The organism is Chryseobacterium sp. Leaf404 (genome assembly GCF_001424145.1).
Taxonomy (GTDB): Bacteria; Bacteroidota; Bacteroidia; order Flavobacteriales; family Weeksellaceae; genus Chryseobacterium.
Genome location: NZ_LMQM01000001.1, coordinates 599007 through 617295, shown reverse-complemented (window position 1 = coordinate 617295; position 18289 = coordinate 599007). Strand labels below are relative to the sequence as shown.

General features: G+C 36.4%; 20 protein-coding genes. 5 read left to right on the top strand and 15 right to left on the bottom strand.

Annotation, left to right across the window (positions count from 1 at the left end; all coding sequences use genetic code 11):
• Positions 1 to 58 precede the first annotated feature (58 nt).
• On the bottom strand, positions 59 to 616 hold the full coding sequence (locus tag ASG31_RS02915) for an RNA polymerase sigma factor (RefSeq protein WP_056027712.1): 558 nt from the start codon (positions 614 to 616) through the stop codon (positions 59 to 61).
• Positions 617 to 929: 313 nt separating this feature from the next.
• Between ASG31_RS02915 and ASG31_RS02910 the strand changes: the two genes are divergently transcribed.
• From ASG31_RS02910 to ASG31_RS02890, 5 genes are all read left to right on the top strand, one after another.
• Positions 930 to 1682, top strand: coding sequence for a Rossmann-like and DUF2520 domain-containing protein (locus ASG31_RS02910; RefSeq protein ID WP_056027710.1), 753 nt, complete (start codon positions 930 to 932; stop codon positions 1680 to 1682).
• 30 nt (positions 1683 to 1712) lie between these two features.
• Positions 1713 to 2468, top strand: a complete 756-nt coding sequence (locus tag ASG31_RS02905; protein ID WP_056027709.1) for an SIMPL domain-containing protein — start codon at positions 1713 to 1715, stop codon at positions 2466 to 2468.
• 93 nt (positions 2469 to 2561) lie between these two features.
• Positions 2562 to 3080: a KdsC family phosphatase gene (locus tag ASG31_RS02900; protein WP_056027707.1), complete on the top strand. Its 519-nt coding sequence runs from the start codon at positions 2562 to 2564 to the stop codon at positions 3078 to 3080.
• Positions 3081 to 3117: 37 nt separating this feature from the next.
• Positions 3118 to 3672 (top strand): Maf family nucleotide pyrophosphatase, encoded by a 555-nt coding sequence (locus tag ASG31_RS02895; protein ID WP_056027704.1) that lies wholly within the window; start codon positions 3118 to 3120, stop codon positions 3670 to 3672.
• Between the two features lie 83 nt (positions 3673 to 3755).
• A complete protein-coding gene (locus tag ASG31_RS02890) occupies positions 3756 to 6371 on the top strand; it encodes a tetratricopeptide repeat protein (RefSeq protein ID WP_117585807.1) in 2616 nt (871 codons plus the stop codon).
• An 18-nt stretch (positions 6372 to 6389) separates the two neighbouring features.
• Here ASG31_RS02890 and tsaB read toward each other — a convergent pair whose 3' ends face one another.
• From tsaB to ASG31_RS02825, 14 genes are all read right to left on the bottom strand, one after another.
• Positions 6390 to 7070, bottom strand: a complete 681-nt coding sequence (gene tsaB / locus ASG31_RS02885) for a tRNA (adenosine(37)-N6)-threonylcarbamoyltransferase complex dimerization subunit type 1 TsaB (RefSeq protein WP_056027702.1) — start codon at positions 7068 to 7070, stop codon at positions 6390 to 6392.
• Positions 7071 to 7183: 113 nt separating this feature from the next.
• On the bottom strand, positions 7184 to 7504 hold the full coding sequence (rhuM, locus tag ASG31_RS19030; protein WP_231433718.1) for a RhuM family protein: 321 nt from the start codon (positions 7502 to 7504) through the stop codon (positions 7184 to 7186).
• 29 nt (positions 7505 to 7533) lie between these two features.
• On the bottom strand, positions 7534 to 7968 hold the full coding sequence (gene rhuM / locus ASG31_RS19025) for a RhuM family protein (protein WP_231433704.1): 435 nt from the start codon (positions 7966 to 7968) through the stop codon (positions 7534 to 7536).
• Between the two features lie 244 nt (positions 7969 to 8212).
• Complete coding sequence (locus ASG31_RS02875) at positions 8213 to 8641, bottom strand: hypothetical protein (protein WP_131725485.1); 429 nt, start codon at positions 8639 to 8641, stop codon at positions 8213 to 8215.
• A 37-nt stretch (positions 8642 to 8678) separates the two neighbouring features.
• Positions 8679 to 9431 carry an SDR family NAD(P)-dependent oxidoreductase gene (locus tag ASG31_RS02870; RefSeq protein ID WP_056027699.1) on the bottom strand — a complete coding sequence of 251 codons (753 nt, stop codon included), beginning with the start codon at positions 9429 to 9431 and terminating at the stop codon, positions 8679 to 8681.
• A gap of 62 nt (positions 9432 to 9493) precedes the next feature.
• Positions 9494 to 9865 (bottom strand): YraN family protein, encoded by a 372-nt coding sequence (locus tag ASG31_RS02865; RefSeq protein ID WP_056027697.1) that lies wholly within the window; start codon positions 9863 to 9865, stop codon positions 9494 to 9496.
• Between the two features lie 49 nt (positions 9866 to 9914).
• The gene (locus tag ASG31_RS02860) at positions 9915 to 10265 is read right to left on the bottom strand and encodes a MauE/DoxX family redox-associated membrane protein (RefSeq protein ID WP_056027695.1); all 351 of its coding nucleotides are present in this window, start codon (positions 10263 to 10265) and stop codon (positions 9915 to 9917) included.
• A gap of 1 nt (position 10266) precedes the next feature.
• The gene (locus tag ASG31_RS02855; RefSeq protein WP_056027693.1) at positions 10267 to 11196 is read right to left on the bottom strand and encodes an LD-carboxypeptidase; all 930 of its coding nucleotides are present in this window, start codon (positions 11194 to 11196) and stop codon (positions 10267 to 10269) included.
• A 30-nt stretch (positions 11197 to 11226) separates the two neighbouring features.
• Complete coding sequence (locus ASG31_RS02850; protein ID WP_056027691.1) at positions 11227 to 11913, bottom strand: LysE family translocator; 687 nt, start codon at positions 11911 to 11913, stop codon at positions 11227 to 11229.
• 149 nt (positions 11914 to 12062) lie between these two features.
• A complete protein-coding gene (locus tag ASG31_RS02845; protein ID WP_056027688.1) occupies positions 12063 to 12575 on the bottom strand; it encodes a hypothetical protein in 513 nt (170 codons plus the stop codon).
• Complete coding sequence (gene rnr / locus ASG31_RS02840) at positions 12575 to 14725, bottom strand: ribonuclease R (RefSeq protein WP_056027686.1); 2151 nt, start codon at positions 14723 to 14725, stop codon at positions 12575 to 12577. The genes ASG31_RS02845 and rnr overlap by 1 nt, the downstream gene beginning before the upstream one ends.
• Position 14726: 1 nt before the next feature.
• Positions 14727 to 15749, bottom strand: coding sequence for a YhcG family protein (locus tag ASG31_RS02835; RefSeq protein ID WP_056027683.1), 1023 nt, complete (start codon positions 15747 to 15749; stop codon positions 14727 to 14729).
• Positions 15750 to 15991: 242 nt separating this feature from the next.
• On the bottom strand, positions 15992 to 16426 hold the full coding sequence (rpiB, locus tag ASG31_RS02830; RefSeq protein ID WP_056027681.1) for a ribose 5-phosphate isomerase B: 435 nt from the start codon (positions 16424 to 16426) through the stop codon (positions 15992 to 15994).
• Positions 16427 to 16462: 36 nt separating this feature from the next.
• Positions 16463 to 18085: a DUF4139 domain-containing protein gene (locus tag ASG31_RS02825; RefSeq protein WP_082504421.1), complete on the bottom strand. Its 1623-nt coding sequence runs from the start codon at positions 18083 to 18085 to the stop codon at positions 16463 to 16465.
• Positions 18086 to 18289 lie beyond the last annotated feature (204 nt).

Genomic DNA, 18289 nt, shown 5'->3' with positions numbered 1-18289 from the left:
TTTAAAAATGTTTTTGCGCTCTAATTTGTCTAGATCGAAATCTTTCATTTTGTTTTTCTCAAAAATTATTTTCGTAATTCTCTTTGATGTACTCTTCTATTTTCTGCTTGGCATAATGATAATTTGTTTTTAAAGTACCTACAGACATATCTACAATTTTAGATATTTCTTCATAAGGCAAATCATCATAATACCGCATGGTAAAAACCAGTTTCTGCTTTTCGGGCAGGCTCTGTATTGCTTTCTGCAGAAGAATCTGTATTTCTTCCGCATCTCCTCCCGCGTTATCTGCAACCAAATTCTGCATGTGATACTCAGGGTCTTCGTCTGTCTTCTGCATTCTTTTCAGTTTATTAATCTGCTGCAGGGCTTCATTGGTTGCAATTCTGTAAAGCCAGGTGTATAGCTGACTGTCGTTTTTGAACTGATGAAAATTCTGATAAGCTTTAATAAACGTTTCCTGCAAAGTATCCTGAGCCAAATCTCCGTCTACAATAATCCTTCTGATATGCCAGTATAACCTACTTTGATAAGCATCCATCATAGCACGGACTCCCTTGTTCTGAGTCTGCGGGTTTTGCATCAACGAAATTATTTCCGCGTCTTTATTCTTCATAGGATGCTTCATTGTTTTGGATTACAAAAATAGCTGAAAGTTAAATTCATATTCAATTTTGAGTCCAATAAATTGATTTAAAGATAAAAATGAATCGTGTTTTCTACAGATATTTATCGGTTTAAACGTGATTCCAATTGTTAAAGGTGAATTTATGACTTTTAATTTTAATATCACCTTACTTTTTGTCTGGGTATATTTTTAAAGTGTAAAAGTAGAATAATCCTGACAGATTATATTGTCTGCGGTTTTCAGCGTCTGAAAATGAAATGCATTGAACTGTATTCACAGGCAAAATTTTTATCTTTGTTGTATGCGAACAGTTATTATCGGGTCAGGGAATGTAGCCTGGCATCTTGCGAAAGCTTTTGTTTCAAATCAAATTCCGGTAGCTCAGATATTCGGCAGGAATGAAGAGGAACTTCAGAAGATCTCTTCAGAATTAAATATTCCTTTTTCCACAGAAAACCTTTCTGATGCAGATGTATATCTCATTTGTGTAAGCGATAATTCTGTGGAAGACGTTTCCCGACTGATTACTAATAAAGACTGTCTGGTAGCGCATACTTCAGGCTCGCTTACGAAAGAAATTTTAAGAGGTGAGTACCGAAAATCAAGCTTTTATCCTTTACAGACCTTTTCGAAAACTAAAAATTTAGATTACACTAAAATTCCCTTCTTCATTGAAACCGAAAATCCTGAAGATTATAAAACTCTTACAGATCTGGCGTCAAAAATCTCAGAAAATGTAATGGAAAGTACGCATGAGAAGAGAAAATACATACATCTTACCGCAGTTTTTGCATGTAATTTTGTAAATCACCTTTTTGCAAAGGCCAAAGAAATTTCGGATGAGCAGGAAATTCCGTTTGATTATTTTTTACCGTTAATTGATGAGACAGTTCAGAAAATTCATGAAATTGATCCCAGATCAGCACAAACAGGTCCGGCCATAAGAAATGATCAGCGTGTTTTGGAACTTCATGAGCAGTTACTGAAAGATGAAAGTCTTGAAATCTATAAAACGATGAATCTTTCCATCAAAAAAATGTATCATTTGCCATAAAGTTTTAACTTTGATGGAAAACCAAATAATATGAATACCAACATCATCCGTTCTCTCATCATCAGCGCAGCGATTGTTTTAACTGCATTTATCTTAGGTTCAAGTTTTAAAAACCGGAATTTAAAACAAGACACCATTTCGGTTACCGGTTTAGGTTCGAAAGATTTTACCTCAGACGAAATCAACTGGAGCGGAAGTTTTGACGCCACCGCAATGGATGCGAAAGAAGCTTATAACCTCATCACTCAGGACAAAGAAAAAGTGAAAAACTTCTTTTACAGTAAGGGTTTTAAAGCTGGAGAATTTGCGTTTGGAGGAGTTAATTTTTCACGTTCCTACCGCACAGTTACCACAAAAGAAGCAGACGGTTCAGAAAAATCTGAAGATGTTTTCGATGGTTATAAAGCTACACAGACGGTTTTTTTCAGAGCAAAAAAAGATCCTGATCTGATGAAGAAAATCGAAAGTGTAATTGATAAAACTGCAGAACTGATCAACAGTGGAGTACAGTTTGAACCGTCTGCAGCTCAATACACCTATTCTGATCTTGCATCATTAAAGCACAGTTTAATAGAAGCCGGATCTAAAGATGCCAAGCAGAGAGCAGAAAAAATTGTGGAAAGCGCAGACGGAGACTTGGGAAAACTGAAAGATGCATCGATGGGTGTTTTTCAGATCACAGGCAAAGGTTCTACTGACGAAGACAGCTACGGCGGCAATTTTGACACTTCTAGCAAGGAAAAATCAGCAAGAATTACAGTAAGACTGACGTATAATCTTGATTAAAATAATTTAAAAACAAATAAAAAAGATAAGTGAATGCAGTTGATCTGAATCTTTTATCATTCATCAATTATCATTTATCAATCATCAACTGAAATGAGTTATAAAGAAAAACTAAAAGATATAAAAGCCTTTGTTTTTGATGTAGACGGCGTCTTCACAGACGGAAGCGTTTATCTGATGCCCGGCGGAAATATGTCACGGGTTATGAATGTTTTAGACGGTTACGCCGTGGTAAAAGCTTTGAAAAACGAATATTTAATCGGAGTAATCACAGGTGGAAATGACGAGATGGTGAAACACAGAATCAACTATCTTGGTATTGAAGATTATTATCCCAAATCTCACAACAAAATGGTTGAATATGAAGACTTTAAAAAGAAATACAAGCTTAAAGACGAAAATATTTTAACAATGGGAGACGATCTTCCGGATATTCACATGATGAAAAATTCGGCCATCGCTACCTGCCCCGATAATGCAGTTCCTGAGGTGAAGGCTGTAGCAGATTATATTTCAGCGGTAAAAGGGGGGAGTGGAGCTGTACGCGACGTGATTGAGCAGGTAATGAAAGTTCAGGGAAACTGGCATGACGACAACACACAGTCGGTTTAGCTTAAGCTAAAAATCATTTACAAATCAACATAGATCAATGAAAATATTACTTGCATCGCAGTCACCGAGAAGAAAAGAACTTTTATCAAGCTTAGGTTTTGATTTTGAAGTGGTAAAAATTGACTGCGAAGAAATTGTTCCTGAAAATATAAAAGTAGGAGAGTCTGCCGCCTATTTATCTGATTTAAAAGCCAATGCATACCAAAATCTTGCAGGTGACGAAGTATTAATTACAGCAGATACCGTTGTAGCTGCCGAAAACCGGTTTCTTGGAAAGCCTTTGGATGAAAATGATGCCCGAAAAATGCTGAGACTTTTATCGGGACAAGTACATCAGGTCTACACAGCCATTACGGTTAAAACTTTAGATAAAACCATCACCGAGACGGATGTTGCCGATGTAGAATTTGATGAAATCTCCGACGAAGAAATTGATTTTTACATTCAAAATTACAAACCTTTCGATAAGGCAGGCAGTTACGGAATTCAGGAATGGCTGGGAATGGCAAAAATAAAAAACATAAAAGGAAGTTTTTATACCATTATGGGTCTTCCTACACATCTTGTATATCAAATTTTAAAAAATATTTAAAAAATTCCAAATAAAAATTTGTTATTTTTACAAAATCATCATTCTGCGATAATAAAAAGCAGATTAGAGAGTTATATTAAATAATGAAAAAGAATATCATATTCCTTTTAACGGCGATTATAGTTGTTTCCTGCAGCACGAGAGTGAAAAAACCGGAAGCGAGATCGAAGTTTATCAAAGGATTTTCAACATATTACAACACGCTCTTCAACGCAAAAGATGCACTGAATACGGAGTTTGAAAACAGAGATAAAGCCCACAAAGATAATTTTTATGCGCCTTATATTCCTATTTTGACCTACGATGAGCAGCCGTTGGGCAGTGATTTGGGGCAGTCTTCTGCCTTTGCAGAAAATTCTATGAAAATGGCAGAAGTAAATCGTCCGCAACAGCAGGGAAGAGGTGGACCACCGTCTATGCCGGGTGCGCCAGGTAGCGCCAGCCAAATGATGGGAGGGCAGGGGCCACAAAATCCCACCGACCCCGCCAACAAAGGAGCCACCATTCTGGAAATTGCGGAGGCAAAAGCCTTAAAAGCCATCAATAAATATTCTGTAATCAGGAAAAATGAAGAGGTTAACAAAACTATTTTTGATGCGTACATCATTTTGGTTCAGTCCAGAATTTATCAGGGGAAAAATCTTCAGGCCTTAGACGCGCTCAACTACGTTTATACCCACATGAAGGAAGATAAAAGACTTCCCCTTGCCAAAGTTTATGAAGGTCTTGCGTATGCTAAAATGAATAATTTTTTTAAATCTGAACAGATCTGGGGGCAGATTAAAAGTGAGGGTTTAAAAAAAGATTATGACAAACTTTTAAGCATATACCGTTCAGAAGCATTGCTGGACAATGGTAAGAAAGCTGAAGCTCTGGAAGAGCTTAACCGTGCCTATGCTTTAAACGGCAACAGACAGCTCAAAAGCCGGATTTCTTTTCTTAAAGGCCAGGTGGAGCAGGAATTAGGCAGAAATGAAGAGGCGAGAGAAAGCTTTATGGCAGCTTACAAATATGCCAATGATTTTGAATTTGAAGTAAAATCACAGATTCAGATTGCAAAAACTTATAATGGTAAAGGAAATTACGAAGGAGCTAGAGAATATCTTGAGAAAATAAGTAAAAAGGGAACTTATGGCTCAAGAAAAAATGAATTTTACTATGCTTTAGGTTTGATGGCAAACAACGCCGGAAAAAAGGATGAAGGTCAGGAATTTTTCAGAAAATCATTGAAGGAAGAAGTTTCAGACAGCCAGGTGCGGGGGCTTGCTTACTACGAAATCGGGAAAAATTATTTAGATAAAAACGATTATATCGGGGCGGGAGCTTACTATGATTCTGCTTTGGCTGTGATGACGTATGAGCCTTCAAAAATACTGTTGAAAGACCAGAGTGCGTACATCAAAAAAATATCTGTCAATTATTATCTTATCAAGAAAAATGACAGTATACTTTCTCTGGCAAAACTCAGCCCGGAACAGAAAACTGAGTACTTTAACAGACACATCGCAAAACTGAAGTTAAAAGAAGAAAAAGAAGAGCTTGAAAGAAGAAGAGCAGAGCGGAGTAAAGGCTTTGACACGGGAGATTACAGTGCTAATTCTATGTTTGCCAACTCCGGAAACACGTTTGAAGATTTCGGGGTCAGCAATAAGGGATTTTATTTCGGCAACACCGGAACAGTAAGTAAGGGAACTTCTACCTTTAAGCAGGTTTGGGGCGACAGAGCACTCTCAGACAACTGGCGTTTTTCGAAAAAAATGTCTACAATAGAAGATATGAAAAATGAGGCGTTGGGAGTAAGTACAGCTCCTAACCCAAGACGTTTTGAGCCAGCTTATTATATTGAGCAGATTCCCAGTGATGCCGGGCTTTTAGGACAGCTTAAAAAAGACAGAGACACGGCATCATTAGGCTTGGGAGTGATGTATCAGAATTACTTTACAAACACGCCTTTAGCTACAAAAACACTTTATGATCTGGTAGATGTAAAACCTGAAGAAAAAGTGATGCTGCAGGCTCTGTACGAGATCTTCGCTATGAATTATGAAAAAAATCCTCAGATTGCTGAACGTGCCAAACAGATTCTTTTAAAAGACTATCCGTATACATCATACGCAGAATTTACAAGAAATCCTAAAAATAATACATTTGTAAAATCTTCTGCAGATACTGAAAATGAATATAAAATGGCGTTTGCGCTGTATGAATCTGAGAAATTTTCAGAAAGTATGACGATGATAGAAAATGCAATCAAAAAAAATCCTAAGGATGCTTTGGTTCCGAAACTGTCTCTCTTAAACGCCTTTAATTCCGGGAAAGCGAATGGTAAAGAGGTGATGATTCTGCAGCTGGAACAGATTGTTCTGAACTACGGAAAAACGCCGGAAGGCGAAAAGGCCAAGCAGATGCTCAATTATCTTAAAAGTGATCTTGCTTTTCAGACTACAGATAACAAAGGAAATTCCATCCCATCCGGGCAGGCTCAGCCACCGGGAAATTTTCAGAATCAACAGCAGCAGGCGGGTGGTCAGCAACCACCTTTGATGGGTGCACCGGGAATACCCATGGGAAATATTCCTGATTCTGCAACACCTGTTCAGAACACGATTCAGGTGAAACCAACGGATAAAAAACCACAGGGAAACAATCCGAATTTTAATATTACAAACCCGAATGCAGTTCCTGTAAAACCACAATAACTAAAAAAAAAGCGAAGATTAATCTTCGCTTTTTTTCTTTTTTACTCCGTGAAAATCTTTCAGATAAAAAGGTTCGAAATAAGCAATGTCTTCAAAGTCTTCCTTCTTTATTTTCTCTAAAGTTTTCCTCACTAAATATTGTGCAGAAGGATAGATTTCATTATTAAATTGAGCATTTGGAAGCTGTGTAATCTCTCGCGTTTTAGCTGAACCGTCACCCACGAAAAGAACTTTCTTATCTTTAAATTCCTGAAAAGAGTTTTCATCCAGAATTTTTGCCTCGGTAGGCCTGATCTCTGCTCCTATATTTCCGTCATAAACGGCTGTATATACTTCCATTCGCCTTGCGTCGACCAAAGTGATGATGTAATCGTAGTTCTTGTTTAAAAACGGCTCAATCATGCTTTCCATGGAATTTACGGCAATCAGCGGAATTTTGAGACCATAACAGAAACCTTTTGCCGAAGCTGCTCCAATTCTCAGACCTGTGTAAGAGCCGGGACCTTTGCCCAGGCAAACTGCATCAATTTCTTTTATAGTAATTTCAGCACCTTCCAAAGCCCATTCTACAAAAGTGTGTAGCGACTCGCTCTGTTTATAATTTTCTGAAACTTCTTCCGCCACGCAGAGAAGCTTTTCACTGTCTGAAATGGCTACCGAGCAGTTTTTTGAGGAAGTTTCGAGGTATAGGATTTTCATTTATTTAAATTTAAAATAAGACTCAGGAAATGGGTTTTTTCCACCGCAAAAGTACCAAAAGAAATAATGGAATGAAAGACTTTCAAAAGTTTACAAAATGTAAAAATTTAAGCTTAAAGATTTTTACCTAATTTTTTAATTTCCTTATCAAAATCAGAAACTATTTTTTGGGTTTTATTGAAAGTATGATACTCAAATTCTGCTTTTGTATCAGCAGCAGTTTTTAAGATTTTGCCGTTTCCTTCCAGAATTTTGTATTCATTAAAGTTTAAAAACTTATTCACGCTTTCTGCAAGAGCTTCCATGGTGAAGGTATTTTCTCTTTCTATCAAACCTTCAATGTAATTGAAATATCCTGTAACTGTTCGCTCCAGCTGCTGAATTTCTTCTTCTGAGAGATAGTTTTTGGCCACGGTCACATCAGATTTTAAAATTCTTCCATCCGGAGAGTGCTTCCAGGTTGTTAAACCCCCATTTTCCTTTTTGCTGCCGGCATTTTATAAATAATTTCAGCTGCCGTTTTCCCTGTAATGGCAAAATGAAATTTATTCTGCACCGTTGCGTAGAAATTTTTAGTTACAGTTGCATTTCTGTCGTAATCAATACTGCATTCTGCAAAAATATCAGTGACTTGTTGGTAAATGCATCTTGCACTTGCACGAATCGACCGGATTCTCTGCAGTAATTCTTTAAAATAATCTGTTCCGAAAACCGTTTGCCCCTGCTTCAAACGTTCATCATCCATCACAAAACCTTTGATGATAAATTCCTTCAAAGTCTTTGTTGCCCAGATTCTGAATTGCGTCGCTTTTGCAGAATTTACCCGGTAACCAACGGAAATTATGGCATCGAGATTATAATATTCAATGTTTCTGGTAACGTTTCTTTCATCTTGCATTTGAACCTGTACAATTTTTGCACTAGTTGCTTCTCTATCCAATTCTCCTTCCGATAAATATTTTGAAGATGCTTTGTTATCACAGTTCTGTCAACATCAAAAAATGCCGCCATAGAATTCTGAGTATGCCATGCGGTCTCATTATGAAGAAAACATCTACCCGAACTTCATTGTTGGGCGCCTGATAAATTAAAAATTACTGAAAATCTCCGTTCATTATTTGTATGGTTTTACAACAAACTTATCACTTTATTTCCACACTTTGACGGCTCCACAATTTCCATCCAGATTTCATTTTAATCCAGATTTCGAGTACTCCGAGCTTCATTTCAAAATCCTGATTTTTATATAAACCTTTCACTTTGACTTTTCTCCTGAGACTGACAATATTTTTATATTTTTTGATTTCGGAAACTTCTGTCTGAGCAATTTCTTTGTACGTCACTTTCTTCGAGCCGAAATCTTTTTTAAAATCATCCAGATTCTGAATCCACCCGTTTGAATGACCGAAAGAAACATCTTTGAAGAATAAATTTACAATCTCAGAATCGTTGTTTTTCATCAGAGAATCCAATTTCCTGGCCTGAATCAAAACATCTTTTTCAGCTTTTGAATATTGCTGAGAAAATCCTGAAACAGAGAAGAATAAAAAAATTCCACACAAAAATTTCATTTTGAAATTTTCAAATTGACCCATTTTCAAATTGAAATTATCTTTTTCTATAAATCGTTCTCGGTTCGCTCTGAGCGCTCGGATAAATCGTCATATCTGAAACTGTCACGTGTTGTGGGGCATTCACACAATAAGCAATCGCATCGGCAATATCTTCCGCTTTTAAGGCTTCGTAGCCGGCATAAACTGTTGCAGCTCTTTCCTGATCACCTTTAAATCTCACCAAAGAAAAGTCTGTTTCCACAGCTCCCGGCTGGATATTGGTAACCCGGATTCCGAATTCTGTTAATTCAATCCTCATACCTTCGGAAATCACATCAACTGCTTTTTTCGTTGCACAGTACACAACGCCGTTTGCATACGTCTGCCTTGCTGCAACGGAACTGATATTAATAATCTGCCCGGAACTTCTCTCTTTCATCATTGGAATAAGAGTTTTAGAAACGTATAGCAATCCTTTTACATTTCCGTCAATCATAGAATCCCAATCGTTTGTATTTCCAGCTGAGAGGGGCTCTAAACCGTGTGCATTTCCGGCATTGTTGATGAGGACGTCTACATTTTTCCATTCTTCGGGAAGTGAAGCAATTGCTTTATCAACTTCTTCTAAATTCCTGACGTCGAAATTTAAACTAAAAATTTCGGCTAAAACTGATAATTCTGTCTTTATCTTTTCCAAAACTTCAGATCTTCTTCCGCAGATGATGATTCTGTTTCCCTGTTTTGCCAAGAGTTCCGCCGTGGCTTTTCCTATTCCGGAAGTCGCTCCGGTGATGAGTATTGTCTTCATTTTCTTGTAAAAATGTATGATTGTACGTTGTACAAAGTACGATAATACTTTATACCTTAATTTTAATTTGCATCGAATGCCTGAAAAGCATCCGGAATATGTTCTATTTCGAGGTTTCCTTTTTGGTCTGGAAGAACGGAAATAATGTCAAATCTAACTTCCTGATTTTTATTAAATTCTTCCATAAAATGATTCGCCGCCAAAACAATTGATTTAATTTTTCCTTTTGTCACAGCTTCCTGAGGCAGAATAAAGAAATCCGTTGAACGGGCTTTCACTTCAACTACAACAATCAGATTATCTTTTTCGGCAATGATATCTACTTCATTTTTCTTGAAACGGAAATTTCTCACGAGAATTTTATATTCATTTTTAAGTAAATATTCTGCTGCAAGATTTTCTGCTTCTTTTCCTAAGTCGTTGTGATCTGCCATTGGTGGGTAGGAGAATTGTAGGTTTGGAGTGTCTGAGAGTTTTGTTTCTTTATTTTCTGAACTGATACGCCCACCAGATCAAAACAATCTGCAATGGAAGTCTTAAAACAGTCAGCCAAAAATATTTGTGATGGATTTCGTAAAACTTTCTTGCCATTTCAATATTGGCGGGAAAAACTGCTATAAATAAAGCAATGGAAAGGCATGCTCCCCACTTTTGAGTTTCGGGGAAAAGTAGGAGAGTGCCACACAAAATTTCTACGATGCCACTGATATAAACCATCTGCAGATGCAGCGGAATGTAATCAGGCATAATTTTCATGAAAAACTGAGGTTTTATGAAATGAAAAATCCCAGCTGTAATAAGAAGAGAGGCAAGTATAAATTTTGAGTAATACATTTTAGTGACTGAAGGTTAACGAAACATTCTTTCCCACTTTTAATGCAACTTCGGAACCAATAATGAGGGGAATATTGTTATGTATATGCCCATTCGGGAAACCGAAAACTGCAGGAAAATCATATTTTGAAATCCTGTCTGAAATCAATTGGTAGGCAAACCCGTCAAAGCTTTCGCCGTACTGTTTATTTTCTTTTTCGTCTCCCATATTAGTCATTCCTCCTATGATTAAGCCTTTAATTTTGCTAAAAACCCCTGCAAGTTCAAGACTCATTATCATTCGGTCTAAGGCATAGAAGTTTTCGCCAATATCTTCGATGAAGAGAATTTTATCTTTAAAATCAAAAGAATATTTTGTTCCTAAAAGTGCGTAAACGAGGGCTAAATTTCCTCCGACCAGTTCACCATCCACATTCCCATCTCTGTTAAGCTGACTGGCTTTTAAAGTATATTTTAGAGCTTTTCCTTTCAAAATATTGAATGTGAGATCATAACTTTCATCGGTAACGCCAAAGCTTGAAGTTTTGATGGTTTGCCCGTGAATGGAGGCAAAACCTTTTTTCAGCAGATAGCTTTGGATTACGGTGTTATCAGAATACCCGATATACCATTTCGGATCTTTGCCAAAACCTTTTAAGTTTAAATGTTCCAGCAGGTGCTGGCAACCGTAACCGCCTCTGGAGGCCCAGACTGCAGAAATTTCGGGATCATTTAACGCCCAGTTTATATCTTTTATTCTCTGCTCTTCGGTTCCGGCGTAGCTGTACCCGTTTGAGAATTTTGTGTAGAGATTTTCACCTAATACAGGTTCAAAACCTTTGGATTTTATCATTTGAATTCCCTTTTCCAACTGGGAAGGCTCTACAGATCCTGCCGGAGAAATGATGGCTATTTTATCGTGTTTTTTGAGTGGCTTTGGAAATATTTTCATGGATCAGTTGATGTTTTCTTTAACTAAAAATTATCTGTCTTTTTTATATTTTAATTCTTTTTTTTCGGCTTCCTCCAGACGTTTGTCAAACTGATTAAACATTTTAAAACTTTGCAGGAAAATGAAAAAACTGAAGATAATCAAAACAATTCCTACTCCTTTTCTGATGTTGTTTGCCAGTTTCTGGTTGAGTCTGTCGTGAAATTGTTTTGAAAGGAAAATTTTAGCAAAATCTATTACAAGATAGGTTGCAATCACGATTGTAAGATATAGAATCAGCGTTTCTGTGTCTGGATACTGGTTTCTCACACCAATTACCGTAACGAGCCAGAAAAGAATGACGCCCACGTTCAGAATATTGAGTAAAAATCCGTTTAGAAATGTTTTAAAATAATTCTGGCTGATGAGTTTTTCTTCTCCGGGCATGTGCATTTTGGTCTTGGTAACGATCATAATAATTCCGTAGGCAAGAATTAATATTGACGTAATTCTGTAGAAACCGGGATGCTTGTCTATGAGCTGCACAATGTCTGCGCTTGCGTAATATGCTGCAATGATGCAGAGCAGATCTGCCGTAATCACCCCAAAATCTAATGCCAAAGCATGCTTAGGACCTCTTGTAAAGCTGGTTTCTATCAGGAGGAAAAAAATAGGACCAATAAAAACGAGGCTCAGCATAAAGCCTAAACCTATGGCAGAAAATATGAGTTCAAACATTCAGAATTGTTTCAAATTCAAATTTAAAGATTATATTTTTATTTGAGTTTAAAAAGAGGGTTGTTTTATTTTATATTTTAAAACAAAAAAAAGAGACCGTCACTTTCGTACAAGTCTCTTTAGTATTTAAAATTCTTTTTCGGCTACATCTAATTCTCAGGACAATTTTCATTATACACAAATTGAAAATTTTTTCTGGCTTTCAAACCAAAAATACCTCTTTCAAAAGTATATATTATTTGATTATTACCCCACATTCTTTTGTAATCGATAAGAAAACTTCTTGTCATATATGAGTACGGATAGGCATTCTCACTGAGATAAATATAAGTAGTTTTTCCTTTTTGATGACTATTTCGACCACCAACTTCAGAAATCATATTTTTAAAGCAATACGTTTCTTTTTGGGGATTCATCCCTGTGAAATAATTTATTAGAAAAAAACAATTAACTGTAAGAGGAAAAGTAACGGAGAAAAAATATTTTTTATCTCCGTTTTTAATTTTGATGAGCTTTTTATTGATTAACTTATTAATGAAAAAACAGATCAAGCTAATAATGATAATAAACAGATAAAAATTGACAACAGTTTTAAACATTACAGTAATAAGTAAAATAACATTTAAGATACTGAAAAGAATATATTTATCCGTTTTAGTCATTATTCAACAATCTTAAAATCAAGCTGTTTTGCAATTAAATTGGCTTTTATTACTTTAATTTGTAACTCATCTCCCAGCTGATATCTGTTTCCTGTACGGGAACCATAGACTGCATGTGTTGCTTTGTCGTAGGTGTAGGAATCATCCATCAAATCGCGGAGTTTAATTAAACCTTCTGCACCGTTTTCAGGAATCTGTACCCAAAAACCGAATTCTGCAACTCCGGAAATCACACCAGTGAAGGTTTCTCCCAAATGTTTTTCCATGAATTTTACCTGCATGAATTTGATGGAATCTCTCTCTGCATCGGCAGCCAGACGTTCTCTTGCGCTGCAGTGTTTTGCTTTTTCTTCCAGTTCGTTTCTGTCCGGAGATTTACCGCCATCCAGATAATGCTGAAGCAATCTGTGGGCAAGCAAGTCCGGATAACGACGGATAGGAGATGTGAAGTGCGAATAATAATCAAACCCCAGACCGTAGTGACCAATCGGCTCTGTAGAGTAGACCGCTTTGCTCATGCTTCGCATTGCCAAAGTTTCAATCATATTTTCTTCGCCTTTCCCTTTGACGTCTTTAAGCAAAGTATTCAAAGATTCAGCAACTTTTTTGGTATTCGCCAAATCTATCTTGTATCCGAAAGTGGAAACAAAATCTCTCAACGCCTCTAATTTAGCAGGATCCGGATCGTCGTGAACCCTGTAAATAAATGTATTTTGATTAGGTCTTCCTTTTTTAAGTGAAACAAATTCCGATACTTTTTTATTCGCCAAAAGCATAAATTCTTCAATCAAATGATTCGAATCTTTACTGATTTTGAAGTAAACGCCAATCGGCTGGTTGTTTTCATCTAAATTGAAACGCACTTCGCTTCTGTCAAAGGTAATTGCACCGTTTCTGATACGTTCTGCACGCATGATTTTAGCCAAACCATCCAAAGTGTTGATTTCCTCCTGCAAATCGCCTTCTTTGGTCTCAATTCTTTCCTGAGCTTCTTCGTAAGTAAACCTTCTGTCGGAGTGAATAACGGTTCTTCCAAACCATTCTTTCTGGATTTCGGCTTTGTCATTCAATTCAAAAACGGCAGAGAATGTATATTTATCTTCATTCGGACGGAGCGAACAAACATCGTTACTCAAAACCTCCGGAAGCATCGGTACAACGCGGTCTACAAGATAAACTGATGTCGCTCTTTCATAAGCCTCATCATCCAGAATAGTTCCCGGAATCACGTAATGAGAAACGTCTGCAATGTGAACACCTACTTCCCAATTTCCATTGTCCAGTTTTCTCATTGATAAGGCATCATCGAAATCTTTGGCATCTTTCGGGTCAATCGTAAAGGTCAAAACATCGCGCATATCCCAGCGTTTTGCAGCTTCCTCATCTGTAATCCGGCGGTCAATTTTGTCGGCATCACTTTCTACTTCTTCAGGAAATTCGTATGGTAAACCATATTCTGCGAGAATAGAGTGGATTTCGGTTTCATGATCGCCGGGATTACCCAAAACCTGCAGAATTTCGCCTTCAGGATTTTTGTCTCCGGGCTTCCATTCGGTCATTTTTACTACGACTTTATTGCCGTTTTCCGCACCATTTATTTTTCCTTTCGGAATAAAAATGTCTGTGTTGATCGTTTTTTTATCGCAAACAACAAATCCAAATTCCTTGTGAGGAACGAGTTGGAAAGTTCCCACAAATTCAGATCTTTTTCTCTCCAGAACTTCCAAAACGGAACCTTCGAGTTTTTTTCCTTTGAAATTGTAGGTGACAATTAAAACTTTATCGCCCTGCAAAGCATCTTTCACGTTTTTCGCATGCACGAAAATATCGTCTTTCATGTTTTCCACAGTGACGTAGGCATTTCCGCTTTGGTTAAAATCGATGGTTCCCGTTAAAGTACCTTCAATATTAAGATTGATGCTGTACTTACCTTTATCGGTTTCTTTAATTCTCTGGCTCGACAATAATTTGTGCAAAGCCTGAATCACCATCTCCCGCTGTCTCGGGTTTTTGTGATCAATCCCGTCTGAGATCTGTTTGTAATTATAAACTTTTGTTTGGTTCTGATTCATGAAACGGAGAATCAATCTCCCAATTTCCACGAGCTTTGAGTCATTTTTCTGACTTATGTATTTATTTTTTTTTTGCATTTTATTCTTTTAAATTTTTAATATAATTATCAAACTTCTCTGATAATTCTTTTGTATTTGGCAATAATTCCTGATAATTTTTTGGAAGTTTTTCTGAAGTGGAGTAGGTTGCAACTCCTATTGGTAAATTACTTGATTTTAATGAGTATTCGACAATAGTGCGGTCTTTACTTTTACAAATGATGATTCCTATGGCTTCATTTTCGTGTGGCAATTTTATTTTATCATTCAGAAGATTCAAATAGAATTCCATTTTGCCTTTATATTCAGGTAAAAATTCTCCTATTTTCAATTCTACTGCGACAAGGCTTTGCAACTTTCGATGAAATAGCAGCAGATCAATGAAGTATTCCTTTTGAGAAACTTCAACTTTAAACTGATTTCCAATGAATGAAAAATCACTGCCCAGTTCAAGCAGAAATCCTCTTATATTTTGAATCAATTTTAATTCTAAATCTTTCTCAGAATGCTCTTCCTCAATTCCTAAAAAATCAAAAATATACTCATCCTTGACTGCTAAAATAGCTTGATTTCTAATTTTTTCCGGTAATGTTTCATCAAAATTGGTTTGATTGACAAGATACTTTTGGAAGGTTTGATTTTCTATTTGATGAATGAGAACATTCTTTGTCCAACCATATTTTTTGGTTGAAAGAATATAAAATTCTCTCTCTTTTGGATCTTTACATTTGTTTAAAATAACAATATGTTTAGACCAGCTAATTTCTCCAACCAATGGATGGAGATTTTCAACAGATTGATATTCAGTATAAAACTGAGTCATCAACCATAAATTTGTTGTCGAAAATCCACCAACTCCAGGAAACTCGCTTTGAAGTTCCTTTGACAGCGTCGGAACAATCGATTTACCCCAGTTTTCGACTTGATTTTCAGAGATAGATTTTCCAATTTCCCAATACAGATTAATCAAAGCAACATTTACTGCCTTCATCGCTTCATACTGGGCATTTCTTACTTTGCTTTTGATTTCAGAAATAAATACTATTTGAGAATTTTCTAACATTAATGAGTATAGACTTTGAGTGCATGATTTTTAATATTAATCAATTTTACAGCTCAGACTTAGTTTTGTATAAATTTAAAACAAATATGGAGAAGAGTGGGGAAATATTTCTGATAATCTTTTTTAAAATATCTGAAATTTTTGGAGGAATCAACAGTTGAGTAATGACCGTTGGACTCTGCAAATATATAAAATAAAAAATAAATAAGGCTTGCAAACTGAATTACAAGCCTTTATGTTTTTTAGCAAACTGCTATTTTATCTACTCTGTTCTGGTGTCTTCCACCTTCGAAAGGAGTATTTAGAAACTTATTTGCAATTTCTATCGCTACTTCTTTTGCAATAAATCTCGCAGGAATCGAAATCATATTTGCATCATTGTGCTGTCTTGCCAACTCAGCAATTTCAGGCATCCAGCAAAGTGCACAACGGATTTTCTGATGTTTGTTTGCTGTGATCTGCACACCGTTTCCGCTTCCGCAGATCAGGATTCCCAATTCGTTTTCGCCGTTTTCAACTGAGGTCGCTGCAGGATGTACAAAGTCCGGATAATCCACAGAATCGGTAGAAAAAGTTCCGAAATCCTGAACTTCAAACTGTTCTTCAAGATGTTTTTTCAGAATTTCCTTGTACTCAAAACCGGCGTGGTCTCCGGCAATTGCGATTTTTCTTTTCATTTTACTTTTATATTAGATTTTAAATTTATTTCTGATTTACAAACCTCTCAAATCACTGCTTTTTAGTGAATTAACTTTATATGAGAAATTGATTTTCTGCGTTTCATTAGCATTCAGAGAAACATTCCAAGTTAGAATTCCTGTCTTTTCATCGTATTCTGCATTTCCTTTATCAACCATCGAGATGATAATCTGCTTGTCTGTAGTGATCGGAATCTGGTCTTTCAGCTTGATTTTTATTTTCTCACTTTTGTTGTTTCTCACTGTAATTTCAAAAGCAAACTGCTGTTCTTTATTCGTGGAAGAAATGCTTTTTGTAAAGGTTTTATCTTTCACAGGCTGCCTTTTGATGCTGATCCTCCGGTCTTCTCCCAAGGTCAGAATCATCTTGCTGTCGGTAGTTTCAGGATTGATCACAGTTTTGCCAACGTTGGTATCTTCAAACACAATATTTGCTTCGGCAGGAATCAAATTGTATTTGTCTAAATTTTCAATTTCAGCTACCAAAAATGCAGAATTGGAGTACTTTGGAACCGCAGAATAAACAAAGTTTGCAGGAATATCTGTGGAATTCAGATTAATGCTGTTGTCTTTATTATTTGATAAAATCGTGAATTTATCTTCCAGTTCGTAGCTTAAATTTAACTGATTTTGAGAAACCACATTTCTCGGTCCGGTAATAGCTACGTCAGAAACTGCTGATACCGATGCCGTAGAATTTCCTCTTACAGAAACGCCGGAAGCTTTTCCCTGAATAGAAGAAACCGCAGCCTGCATGTCTTCCTGAGGTTGATAATATAGTTGCCAAACACCCAACTGTGGAATTATTCTTTGCTGATTCGGATATCCCGAAATCAAGTTCATCTTCACGTTTTTCCAGTCTAAACCGGAATTCTGCCGAACCATCGCTTTGTAACCCAGATTGATTTTATTTCCCAAACCATTGGCAATTACATCATAATAAGGTCTCCATGAGGCATTGTTGACGTTATATTTAATATCAAGATTTACATTTTCATTGGCTTCAGCAGAAACCTGAAGGATGAGTTTACCTTTCGGATAATTTTCTCTTTCCTGATTATTCAAATTAAATTTCGTCTCCAGACGGCTGAGTTTTTCCTGCCATGTATTGATAATTTCCTGATTTTTTACCAACTCTGTGCCCAGTTCCAGCCTTTTCTTCTGATTGTATTTCAACAATTTTGAAACCTCGGAAGCGTAAGATGTCGAGCCCGCATTAATGGTTTGGTTTCGATCTAAAATTTCAAGACTTTTTGAAAGTGTATTTCTCTCTAAATTTAGAATTTCTAACTTATTATTAGCCAGATCAATACTGTCTAAAACAATTTTATGCTGCGGATTTTTCTTATCTAAAGCTACCGCATACATCTCTACGTCATTTGAAAAACGATATGTGAGAATAGAAATTTTATTCTTACTTCCCAGTTTGATCGAATTCTGATCAATGTTTTCAGCAATATTGGTGATGATGATTTCAGAACTTCCTTTCGGAATTTTAAAAGAGGTCGTAGAAAAAAGCTCTCCCGATTGCTCATACACTGTCGCAGTTTTCAGCTCAGCTTCAGCAAAGACGGGCTTCTGACAGTAGATTGAAATGGAAAATAATGAAAGACCAAACAGATAGAATTTACTCATCATCTCAGTTTTTTTGAATGTTCAAATTTAAGTATTAAATCTCAATTGTTAGTTTCCCGTCGAATAAGTGTTAACATCATTGTGAATAACTGTGGAAAACTTTGTTGAAATTAAACTTTTTTTCTGAGCAAAAAATAACTAATGAAAGTCGCCTCCAAATTTTCGGACACAAATTTTAAAAAACTTTCCTCAGACATTTCTTGACTT

Excerpts from the sequence above, each read along its gene's own strand:
- ASG31_RS02915 (WP_056027712.1), bottom strand. The coding sequence starts at position 616 with ATGAAGAATAAAGACGCGGAAATAATTTCGTTGATGCAAAACCCGCAG.
- ASG31_RS02910 (WP_056027710.1), top strand. The coding sequence starts at position 930 with ATGCGAACAGTTATTATCGGGTCAGGGAATGTAGCCTGGCATCTTGCG.
- ASG31_RS02905 (WP_056027709.1), top strand. The coding sequence starts at position 1,713 with ATGAATACCAACATCATCCGTTCTCTCATCATCAGCGCAGCGATTGTT.
- ASG31_RS02900 (WP_056027707.1), top strand. The coding sequence starts at position 2,562 with ATGAGTTATAAAGAAAAACTAAAAGATATAAAAGCCTTTGTTTTTGAT.
- ASG31_RS02895 (WP_056027704.1), top strand. The coding sequence starts at position 3,118 with ATGAAAATATTACTTGCATCGCAGTCACCGAGAAGAAAAGAACTTTTA.
- ASG31_RS02890 (WP_117585807.1), top strand. The coding sequence starts at position 3,756 with ATGAAAAAGAATATCATATTCCTTTTAACGGCGATTATAGTTGTTTCC.
- tsaB (WP_056027702.1), bottom strand. The coding sequence starts at position 7,070 with ATGAAAATCCTATACCTCGAAACTTCCTCAAAAAACTGCTCGGTAGCC.
- rhuM (WP_231433704.1), bottom strand. The coding sequence starts at position 7,968 with ATGCAAGATGAAAGAAACGTTACCAGAAACATTGAATATTATAATCTC.
- ASG31_RS02875 (WP_131725485.1), bottom strand. The coding sequence starts at position 8,641 with ATGAAATTTTTGTGTGGAATTTTTTTATTCTTCTCTGTTTCAGGATTT.
- ASG31_RS02870 (WP_056027699.1), bottom strand. The coding sequence starts at position 9,431 with ATGAAGACAATACTCATCACCGGAGCGACTTCCGGAATAGGAAAAGCC.
- ASG31_RS02865 (WP_056027697.1), bottom strand. The coding sequence starts at position 9,865 with ATGGCAGATCACAACGACTTAGGAAAAGAAGCAGAAAATCTTGCAGCA.
- ASG31_RS02860 (WP_056027695.1), bottom strand. The coding sequence starts at position 10,265 with ATGTATTACTCAAAATTTATACTTGCCTCTCTTCTTATTACAGCTGGG.
- ASG31_RS02855 (WP_056027693.1), bottom strand. The coding sequence starts at position 11,196 with ATGAAAATATTTCCAAAGCCACTCAAAAAACACGATAAAATAGCCATC.
- ASG31_RS02850 (WP_056027691.1), bottom strand. The coding sequence starts at position 11,913 with ATGTTTGAACTCATATTTTCTGCCATAGGTTTAGGCTTTATGCTGAGC.
- ASG31_RS02845 (WP_056027688.1), bottom strand. The coding sequence starts at position 12,575 with ATGACTAAAACGGATAAATATATTCTTTTCAGTATCTTAAATGTTATT.
- rnr (WP_056027686.1), bottom strand. The coding sequence starts at position 14,725 with ATGCAAAAAAAAAATAAATACATAAGTCAGAAAAATGACTCAAAGCTC.
- ASG31_RS02835 (WP_056027683.1), bottom strand. The coding sequence starts at position 15,749 with ATGTTAGAAAATTCTCAAATAGTATTTATTTCTGAAATCAAAAGCAAA.
- rpiB (WP_056027681.1), bottom strand. The coding sequence starts at position 16,426 with ATGAAAAGAAAAATCGCAATTGCCGGAGACCACGCCGGTTTTGAGTAC.
- ASG31_RS02825 (WP_082504421.1), bottom strand. The coding sequence starts at position 18,085 with ATGATGAGTAAATTCTATCTGTTTGGTCTTTCATTATTTTCCATTTCA.